The sequence below is a fragment of the Candidatus Accumulibacter vicinus genome, assembly GCF_000584955.1.
GTDB lineage: Bacteria > Pseudomonadota > Gammaproteobacteria > Burkholderiales > Rhodocyclaceae > Accumulibacter > Accumulibacter vicinus.
In genome coordinates this window covers 113,723-122,846 of record NZ_JDSS02000018.1, presented here as the reverse complement: position 1 = coordinate 122,846, position 9,124 = coordinate 113,723, and the positions used below count along the sequence as shown (strand labels likewise).

Annotated in this window: 7 protein-coding genes and 1 pseudogene; 5 read left to right on the top strand and 3 right to left on the bottom strand. The window is 67.6% G+C overall.

What is annotated here, in order from left to right; all coding sequences use genetic code 11:
- Together CAPSK01_RS05520 and CAPSK01_RS22030 are read right to left on the bottom strand one after the other, a co-directional pair.
- Window positions 1-266 (bottom strand): annotated as a pseudogene (locus CAPSK01_RS05520) (hypothetical protein); the annotation flags it as partial.
- On the bottom strand, window positions 263-1,651 hold the full coding sequence (locus tag CAPSK01_RS22030) for a toll/interleukin-1 receptor domain-containing protein (RefSeq protein ID WP_273703159.1): 1,389 nt from the start codon (window positions 1,649-1,651) through the stop codon (window positions 263-265). The gene CAPSK01_RS22030 and the pseudogene CAPSK01_RS05520, both read right to left, overlap by 4 nt.
- A gap of 373 nt (window positions 1,652-2,024) precedes the next feature.
- On the opposite strand from CAPSK01_RS22030, the gene CAPSK01_RS05510 reads away from it, so the two are divergent.
- Window positions 2,025-3,995 carry a TRAFs-binding domain-containing protein gene (locus CAPSK01_RS05510; RefSeq protein WP_034923492.1) on the top strand — a complete coding sequence of 657 codons (1,971 nt, stop codon included), beginning with the start codon at window positions 2,025-2,027 and terminating at the stop codon, window positions 3,993-3,995.
- 24 nt (window positions 3,996-4,019) lie between these two features.
- On the opposite strand, the gene CAPSK01_RS05505 is transcribed toward CAPSK01_RS05510, so the two are convergent.
- Entirely contained in the window at window positions 4,020-4,697 is a 678-nt protein-coding gene (locus CAPSK01_RS05505; RefSeq protein WP_273703158.1) for a pseudouridine synthase, read from the bottom strand.
- 348 nt (window positions 4,698-5,045) lie between these two features.
- Here CAPSK01_RS05505 and CAPSK01_RS22025 point away from each other — a divergent pair, with 348 nt between their 5' ends.
- The 4 genes from CAPSK01_RS22025 to CAPSK01_RS05485 all read left to right on the top strand — a co-directional run bounded on the left by CAPSK01_RS22025 (window position 5,046) and on the right by CAPSK01_RS05485 (window position 9,017).
- A complete protein-coding gene (locus CAPSK01_RS22025) occupies window positions 5,046-6,455 on the top strand; it encodes a TIR domain-containing protein (RefSeq protein ID WP_273703157.1) in 1,410 nt (469 codons plus the stop codon).
- A 31-nt stretch (window positions 6,456-6,486) separates the two neighbouring features.
- On the top strand, window positions 6,487-7,524 hold the full coding sequence (locus CAPSK01_RS05495; RefSeq protein WP_273703156.1) for a formylglycine-generating enzyme family protein: 1,038 nt from the start codon (window positions 6,487-6,489) through the stop codon (window positions 7,522-7,524).
- Window positions 7,525-7,642: 118 nt separating this feature from the next.
- A complete protein-coding gene (gene avd / locus CAPSK01_RS05490) occupies window positions 7,643-7,960 on the top strand; it encodes a diversity-generating retroelement protein Avd (protein ID WP_034923488.1) in 318 nt (105 codons plus the stop codon).
- Window positions 7,944-9,017 (top strand): RNA-directed DNA polymerase, encoded by a 1,074-nt coding sequence (locus CAPSK01_RS05485; protein WP_034923485.1) that lies wholly within the window; start codon window positions 7,944-7,946, stop codon window positions 9,015-9,017. The genes avd and CAPSK01_RS05485 overlap by 17 nt, the downstream gene beginning before the upstream one ends.
- Window positions 9,018-9,124: the final 107 nt, after the last annotated feature.

Here is a 9,124-nt window from a genome sequence, read left to right as displayed (position 1 = left end):
GGCATCTCCAGTACCCAGAGTTCGCTGATCAACCCCAGCGCCACAACGCAGACGACAGGAACGACAAACAGCAGCGCGATCAGCCGTCTGAGGTAGTCCCGGTAGGCACGCGTCAGCTCGTGCCGGCGACGCCAATAGCGCCAGCCGGAGATATCCGGGTCTTCAATCCCGGCGGCCTTGAGCCGATGGTGCAGCGTCACCGGCTGCATGAAAAACATCCACGCGAAGTGCCAGTAGCCCGGCAGTGCAGGTGTGCTGTCGTTCATTCCTGCCGAGCCAGCCATTCGCCGAGCACCCGGCCGAAGACCTGACCGTCGTCGAGCAGACCGCGTCGCGTCAGCGCGCGATCCGTTTCCCGCATCGCTCCTCGGCCGGCGTCGGCCAGGAGCCGCTGCTCGCGCCTGGGCAAGGCACGCCAGCACTCGCCCAGGCGCTGAAAGGCGTTTTCCTGGAACTGGTCGAGCGCCTCCTGCGTGCTCTCGCCATGGCGCCGCGCGTCCCACAGGTAATGGCCGAGCAGGCAGAGGTAGAAGGGATGGCGCCCGGCCCACTCGCGCATCGTTCGGCCGTCGGCGGCCGACAGCACGCCGCTGCCGAGGCCGATCAGGGCGTCGACTCCCGCCGCTTCGAGCAGTCCGAGACGCTGCACCTCAAGCCGGTTGAGCAGCGGCGAAGTGAGATGATCCTCGCGCGGGATGTCGCCGATTTCGTGGCGTGTCGCGAACACCAGGCAGATTCGCCCGAGCATGCCGCGCAGGCGCTCGAAGAAGCGGTGAGGAAGGTGCGAGAGTACGCGTTCGGCTTCGTCGATCAGGAGCAGCGGCGCCAGTTGGCCGGGCGCCCGGTCGACCCAGTCGGACAAGGCATCGGCGGCTTCGTCGGCGGCAAGGTCGGCGCAGGCGGTCCCGCCGACCGCCTCGACGAGAGCGCCGCACGAGCCGGCTTCCGGCCCTTCGCCGCTGAGGACGCTGACGATGCGCCCGCCCTGCCGTGCGCGTTGCGCCCAGGTTTGCAGAAGCGACGACTTGCCGATGCGTGCGTCGCCGACCAGCGAAACGCTGCCGCCGCGATCCAGCGCGCCTTGCAGCTTGCGCAGCAAACGGTCGCGGCCCAAGAAGCGCGGCGGGGTGGCTGGCGTCCAGGGGTCGAAGGGATTCTCGGTCGGCGACGCGCCGGTCGCGCCTGTTGGGCCGTGGACTACACGCCGTGTGGGCTTTTTCCCGGTGATTCCCCAGACCAGCCGGCCGAGATTGTGGTCGTTCAGCGCCGGGCGCAGGTCCACCCAGGTGCGCGTAGCAAGAAACAGCGGCAATTCCGGTTGCCCCGGCGCGTCAGCCAGGAGGACCGGGATGACCGGGATGACCGGGCGTTTGTCGCCGACAGCAAGCTTCAGCGCGGCCTGAATCTCTTCATCTTCCCAAGGCCCCAGGCCATCCTTGCCAATCAGCGCGGCCACGCTGCGGCAATGGCGGATCGCTGCTGCCAATAGCGGTTGCCAGTTCCGCCCCGGCGGCAATTCGTCCTCGTCGAGCCAGACCTTCAGGCCGTGGCGTTCGAGCGCGGCCTTCAGTTCGCGGACCGCCGGCTTGTCGCGGCTGTCGTGGCTCAGGAAAACGTCGAAGCGGACGGGTTGATCGGCGGTGGCGGTCATCGGGTGTTTGGCGGCGGGAAATGGCAAGGGATCGGGCGATCTGTCTACACCCCGAAGTATCTGCGGGTTTTCCCGTCGGGGTCAATGCAGAGCCTGGTCGGATCAGCTCCGGTCCCGACAGGTCGTGCGGCCGCCTGCCTTGCTGACCGCCCTGGCGCCGGCTCGCTCGGGATGCGTTCCGTATTGACTGAAGCCTTGCTAGACTGCCTTCGCAGTCCCCGATCCATCATCAGGCCCCGAGAGGCAATGACCAGCAAGCGCGCACTTTGCATCGACATCACGACCGTCTCCTCTTGCCGCCTGACGATGCGGGGCAACTGGCGCTCGACGATGTGGCACGCGCCTGCGCCCGGACTTTCGACAGGAACCCGACATGAAACCACACGCTTTCATCGCCATGCCCTTCGGCAGCAAACCCGGTCACGATGGCCGGCCGATCGACTTCAATCGCGTCTATGCCGAGTACATCCGGCCGGCGCTGGAGGCGGCGGGCCTCGAGGTCTTCCGGGCTGACGAGGACACCCGCGCCGGCGATATCCGGACCGACATGTTCCAGGAACTGCTGGTCGCCGATCTGGTGGTGGCCGATCTGACGCTCGACAACGCCAACGTCTGGTATGAACTGGGGGTGCGGCACGCCTTGCGCGCACGCGGCGTGGTCCTGGTGCAGGGACCGCGGCCGAACCAGCCGTTCGACATTTACACCGATCGCAAGCTCAATTACTCGCTGCTCGACGGTGCCCCCGACCCGGCGAAGCTGCCGGCCGAGCGTGACGCGCTGACCGCGATGGTGCGCGCGAGCATGGCGACCTCGACACGGCGGAAGGTGAGCCCGGTGTTCCAGTTGATTCCCAACCTGGAACAGCCGGAATGGCGCCGGCTGCTGCTCGCCGAGCGCAACGAGTTTTCCGATGCTTACGATAGCTGGTCAAGCCGCATGGAAGTCGCGCGCCAGAAAAACCGGCCAGGCGACATCCTGGTCCTCGCTGACGAGACGCCGATGCGCGCGCTGCACATCGAAGCCAGGCGCAGCGCCGGCAACGCCCTGCTCAAGCTTCAGCAATACGAACTGGCGCTCGAGCAGTTCGAACTGGCGCTCGACATCGATGCCGACGACAAGGCCAGTCGGGAAAAGAAATCGATCTGTCTGGGCCGCCTCGAACGCTTTGAAGAGGCGCGGGAATGCGTCAGGCAGCTCACCGACGATCATCCGCGGGACGCCGAATCCTGGGCGCTTGCCGGCCGCGTCGAGAAGGAAAGCTGGATGGCCCGCTGGCGCCGGCCGGAGCTGACGCCGGCAGAAATGCTCACCTTGGCGAGAGAAGAGAATGCTGCCCTGGGCGAGGCGATCGATCCCTATTACCGCGCTTTCGTCACCGACCCGACGCATCACTACTCGGGGATCAATGCGCTGACCCTGCAACTGCTGCGCCGGCACTGTGGTGGCGATGCCAACCGGAGCGTGATCGACAATCTGATCGGCGGCGTGCTGTGGGCCAGCCTGACCGCCCAGGAGCGGGACCGCAGGGATTACTGGGCGCGCGCCAGCTACGCGGAACTGTGCCTGCTGGTCAATCCGCTCGACAGTGTCCGCAAGGAGTACGGCAACATGGTCGCGGCCGCCAACCGCGACTGGTTTGCCCTCGACTCGAGCCGGCAGACCCTGACCCTGCTGCGCGACCTCGGTTTTCGTCCGGACGAGACCGCCGTCGCGCTGGCCATCGTCGACCGCGAGATCGCCCGCATCACACCGCCGTTCGAGCCGCGGCAGGTGCTGCTGTTCAGCGGCCACATGATCGACGGCCCGAACCGGGTGCCGCCGCGCTTTCCGGCGGAACGAGAGGCGCTGGCGGCCGAGCGGATCGGGCAGGCGCTCGACCAGCTCGGCGCCGGGCCCGGCGACCTGGCGCTGGCGCAGGCCGCCAGCGGTGGCGACCTGCTCTTCCTCGAAGCCTGCCAGGCGCGCGGCGTTCGCCTGCAACTGCTGCTTCCTTTCGAGGAACCGGAGTTCATCGAACGTTCGATCCTGGCCGCCAGCAATGGCGAGCAGTGGCGCCAACGCTACTTCGCCGTGACCGCCGCCGCCGAGGTGACGCGCCGCCTGATGCCGGACGAACTGGGTCCCTTGCCGAAAAGCCGAAGCGGCGAACCGGCGAACGCCTTTGAACGCTGCAATCTCTGGCTGCTGTACACCGCGCTGGCCTGGGGAGCCGGCAAGGTGCGTTTTGTCTGCCTGTGGAATGGTGGCGGTGGCGACGGGCCGGGCGGCACCGCGCACATGTACAACGAAGTGAAGCGCCGCACCGGCCGGGTGACCTGGCTCGATACGCGCACCCTGTGGTGAGCGAACCGCGCGACGCGGCATTCGCTAGAACGGCGGCGGGCAGCAGAACGCCAGCGGCCGGGCCGTCTCGGGGTGCGCGAAGGCCAGGGACTCGGCGTGCAGCAGCAGGCGTTGGCCGGCACCGCCAGCCTGGGCGTAGAGTCCGTCACCGACGATCGGATGACCGATCGCCAGCAGGTGCACGCGCAACTGGTGGGTGCGACCCGTATCCGGCCACAGCGCGAGGCGCGTGGTGTTGGCGAGCGGGTCATGGCTCAGCACCTGGTAACGCGTCCGGGAGGGCTTGCCGGCCAGCGGGTCGACCTTCTGGCGCGGGCGGTTGGGCCAGTCGGCAGCGAGCGGCAGGTCGATTTCGCCGGCCAGCGGCGGCAATCCTTTCACGACCGCCACATACCGCTTGTCGACCTGACGGTTGGCGAACTGGATGCCCAGCCGCCGCTGCATCGTCTTGCCGCGTGCCAGAACCAGCAGGCCCGAGGTGGCCATGTCCAGACGATGGACGATCAGCGCTTCCGGGTAGGCTGCCTGCACGCGTCCGGCGAGGCAGTCCTGTTTGTCCTCGCCACGGCCGGGAACCGAGAGCAGGCCCGCGGGCTTGTTGACCACCAGCAATGACGCGTCGAAGTAGACGATGGCCAGTCCGTCATCGCGTGGCGCGGGGCAGGTGAGGGCGGCAAGGGCGGGGGTACGGGTGAGGCGCATGTCGGCGGGCAGGGGTCAGACTGGATAAGCGAATCGACACGCCTCCGTCGGAAGACGGACCCGGCCCGGCACCCGCGCGTGCATGGCCGGCGTCGGGATGCTCTGGCCGGAATTCTCGCCAGGCCCGCCTCCGGATGTCGGTGCCGGCATTCCTCGGCCGGCTCACACCGCACCGCCTGGCTGGCGCCGCAGAGTGCGTCATAGACTGTCCGGCATTGTCACAGATCGGGTGCTGCGCATGCAACCAACCCATAACCCCCCCCCACGTCGCCAGGAACCGGGGGACGGGTCGCTGCTATGGCATAATTCGGCGCACACCATGTCGCCGACCGGAGGGGGGACCGCAGGGTGACGAGTACCCGCAACGCGTCAAGGAACGCCGCACGCATCTTCATCAGCTACCGTCGCCAGGATAGCGAGGCGGCGGCGAGCCGGCTGGCCGAAGACCTGCGCCGGCACTTCGCTGACGAGCAGGTTTTCCAGGACTTTTCCAGCATCGATCCGGGCGCCGATTTTGTCGACGCCGTGCAGCGCGGGCTCGATACCTGCGCCGCGGTCGTCGTGGTCATCGGACCAGACTGGCTCAAGGTCGTCGACCGTAACGGCCGCCGGCGCATCGACCTTCCGGAAGACTGGGTCAGGCACGAGGTAGGCGAGAGCCTGCGGCGTCCGGGTGTGCGCGTCTTTCCCGTGCTGGTGGGCGGCGCCGACATGCCCGGCGTCGCCGATCTGCCGGGCGAACTGCAGCCCTTGACCCGCAGGCAGGCGTTTCCGCTGACCGTCCGCCACTGGCCGAAGGATGTTGCGGAACTGGTCGAGCACTTGCGGCGGGTGCCGGGGCTCGATCGGCCGCAGCACGTGACCGGGCTCGTGGACTGGCTCAGGAAGATCGGCGCTGGGAAGGGGTGGCGATGGTCGGGAGTCGCCGTTGCCGTATTGGCGGCCCTGGGCTACTGGTGGTTCTCTTCCCGGGAGCCCGCCGGTCCGCAGGTGACCAAGCCAACCGATCCGCCCGTGGCCAAGCGAACCGATCTGCCCACCGCCAAGCCAGCGGCGGCAGCGCCGTGGCTGGAGCCTGATCCCCTTGCCGACAAGGCGAACGCCTTGCTGCAGCTTGTCGATCGGCAGCGCCGGGAAGTCGCCGAGGCGGCGCAGAAGGCTGCCGGCGACCGCGATCTGATGCAGAAGCAGCTCAAGGCGGCGCGTAGCGACGACGATAGGCGAGCGCAGCAGGTAGCCTTGTTCGAGGCGCAGGAGCGGCTGGCAGTGGAGCAGGAGCTTGCAGCCCTGTACCGCAAGGAGATCGAGGGTCCGCAGGGAGTCGCCGCGCTCACGGCCAGTCTTGGCCAGGCTAATGCGGCGGCGAAAGCCGGCGACTTGCCGCAGGCCAGGGCGCAGTACACGGCGGTGATCGCGGCGCTGACGACGCTCCAGGCCAGGCCGGCAGCGCTGCGCGAGCAGATCGTCTCCCAACGCGACCGGTCGGTGCAACGGCTCGCCGGCAACTGGGCGCTCGACGACTGCACGAAGGCCGCGAAGTTCGTCGTCAACGGGCGCAGCCTGCAGATCGCCTGGCCGCCCTTTGGCGATTTCGAGGAACGGGTGCTCAGCGCCGACCCACGCGAGGTGGTGAGCATGGTCGTCAGCGCCGGCAAGTACCAGGGACGGCTATCCGGCTACGCGCCGACGGCAAAGGGGCTGACGATACGGAGCATCGCCGCCGACGGCCATAGCGAGACGCTGAAGCGTTGCGATTGACGGCGGCCGAGACTGTGGAGGGCGAACGGAGATGATGAAGAGCACAAGACCCGCCGCGGCGAGCGTGAATGCCGCAAAGCCGCTGACGACGCTTCACCTGGCCGCTGCGGGGACAAGGGCCGCCGGGCAGCGCAACGATAGCCGCGTCAGGACTGGCGCCGACTGGCGCGACCTGATTGGCGTCGCCGTTTCGGCTGCGCTGTCGCTTGGTGTCGCTGGAGCGGCATGGGCGGTCCTGCCCGACGAGTTGAAGCCGGTGGTCAAGTCCGAGCCAAAGCCCCCGGCGAAGTCGCGGTCCAAGGCGGAGACGACGCAGGCGGCCAGTTCGGCAAGGAAAGTCGGCGAAGTCTTCCGCGACTGTAGCGACTGCCCGGAGATGGTGGTCATTCCTGCGGGCCGATTCCTGATGGGGTCGCCCGAGGGCGAATTGGGGCGACGCAATGAGGAAGGGCCGCAACACGAGGTGACGATGGCACGGCCTTTTGCGGTCGGGAAATACGAGGTCAGCTTCGCCGAGTGGGATGCCTGTGTGGCGGCCGGCGGCTGCCTGCACAGGCCCAACGACGAGGGCTGGGGTCGCAGCAGGCGGCCGGTGGTCAACGTCAGTTGGGAAGATGCACGGACCTACATCGTGTGGCTGGCCAAGAAGACCGGCAAGGGCTACCGTATGCTGTCCGAGGCCGAGTGGGAGTACGCGGCGCGCGCCGGGACGACGAGGGCCTACCCGTGGGGGAGCGAACCCGGTCAGGGCCGCGCCAACTTCTTGGGTTCGGGCAGCCAGTGGAGTGGCAAGCAGACGGCACCGGTCGGCAGCTTTACGTCCAACGACTTCGGGCTGTACGACATGATCGGCAACGCCTGGGAATGGACGGAGGATTGCTGGAACGAAAGCTATACGGGCGCGCCAGCCGACGGGTCGCCGTGGCTGAAGGGCGACTGTGGCCGGCGGGTGGTGCGCGGCGGCTCCTGGGGCATCGATTCGGGGTACGCGCGGGCGGCCTACCGCAGCAGGGTCGAGCCCGGGAACCGGTACGACGTCCTGGGTTTCCGCCTCGCCAGGACGCTCTGACCTCCTGCGTCTTTGACTCTTTACCTCTTGCCTCCACCCGATGACCACTTCTCCGCAAAGTGACGAGCCGCGCCGACCCGGTGATGCGGCGCGACGCTCCGGTCCAGCACTCGAGGCGATGTTCCGCTTCGTCGTCTGGCTGATCCCGACGCTCGAAAAGCTGCCGCGCAGCCAGAAGTTCCTGCTTGGCGATCGCATTCAGGCGGCGGCACTCGACGTCTTCGAGCGTTTGATCGAGGCGACGTACAGCAAGGCGCGCGAGCGTGCCTTGAGCGACGCCAACCTCGGCCTCGAGAAACTGCGCTTCCTGTTTCGCGTCTGCGCCGAACTGCATTACCTCGACCTGCGCCGCTACGAGTACGCGGCGCGCAGCCTCGACGAGATCGGCCGCATGGTCGGCGGCTGGATCAAGGCCAACCGTGCCGCGCAGGCTTGACGACCTGTTCGGCGAAATCGCCAGCTTCCGCGCGCTGCGCGAGGCCGCACTGCGCGCGGTGCGCGGCAAGCGGCACAAGCCCGGCGCGGCAGCTTTCTTTGCCAATCTCGAGCGCGAAGTGCTGCGCATCGAGCGCGAACTGCGGGCCGGAAACTGGCGGCCGGGGGCTTACCGGACGTTCGAGGTGCACGACCCGAAGCGACGCCAGGTTTCCGCGGCACCGTTTCGCGACCGGGTGGTGCAGCACGCGCTGTGCGCGGTCATCGAGCCGCTATTCGAGCGCGGCTTCATCGACGACAGTTTCGCCAACCGGCTTGGCAAGGGGACGCATCGCGCCGTGGCGCGCTACGAGCAGTTCCGCGACCGCTGCCGGTACGTGCTGCGTTGTGATATCTACCGCTATTTTCCCGCCATCGACCATGAGATCCTGAAGCGGGATCTGCGGCGCCGGATCGCCTGCGCGCCGACCTTGCGCGTCATCGACGCGATCATCGACGGATCCAACCCGCAGGAGCCGGTGAACCTGTATTTCCCGGGCGACGACCTGTTCTCGCCGCTGGCGCGGCGGCGCGGGCTGCCGATCGGCAACCTGACCAGCCAGCTCTTTGCCAACATTTTTCTCGACGGCCTCGATCACTACGTGAAAGAAGTGTTGCGGGCGCCCTACCTGCGTTACGTCGATGACTTCGCGCTGTTCCACGATGATCGTCACGTACTCGATGACTGGCGCGGCAAGCTCGACCGCTATCTTGAAGGCCGTCGGCTGGTCCTGCATCCGCGCAAGACGGTCATTCTGCCGAGCAGCGAGCCGGCTGCCTTTCTGGGGATGGTTGTCATGAGCGGCAGGCGGCGGGCTCTCCCGGAGGAGCATGTGCGGCGTTTCCGTAACCGCCTGCGCAGCCTGCGTGACCGCTGGCGCGCCGGCACAGTGACGCAGGAGGAAGTCGAACAACGCGTGGGCTCCTGGGTAGCTCACGCGGCGCATGCCGACACCTGGCGGCTGCGCCGAGCAATCTTCCGTGGTGGCTGGTTCGATCCACTGTACCAGAAGCCATAGAAGCCTGACGGGGTCCCTTGTGGCCGGCGGGTGGTGCGCGGCGGCTCCTGGAACAACAAACCGGAGAACGCGCGGGCGGCCTACCGCAACAGGAACGAGCCCGGAAA

Coding starts and splice junctions, on each gene's coding strand:
- CAPSK01_RS22030 (WP_273703159.1), bottom strand. CDS start 1,651: ATGACCGCCACCGCCGATCAACCCGTCCGCTTCGACGTTTTCCTGAGC.
- CAPSK01_RS05510 (WP_034923492.1), top strand. CDS start 2,025: ATGAAACCACACGCTTTCATCGCCATGCCCTTCGGCAGCAAACCCGGT.
- CAPSK01_RS05505 (WP_273703158.1), bottom strand. CDS start 4,697: ATGCGCCTCACCCGTACCCCCGCCCTTGCCGCCCTCACCTGCCCCGCG.
- CAPSK01_RS05495 (WP_273703156.1), top strand. CDS start 6,487: ATGATGAAGAGCACAAGACCCGCCGCGGCGAGCGTGAATGCCGCAAAG.
- avd (WP_034923488.1), top strand. CDS start 7,643: ATGTTCCGCTTCGTCGTCTGGCTGATCCCGACGCTCGAAAAGCTGCCG.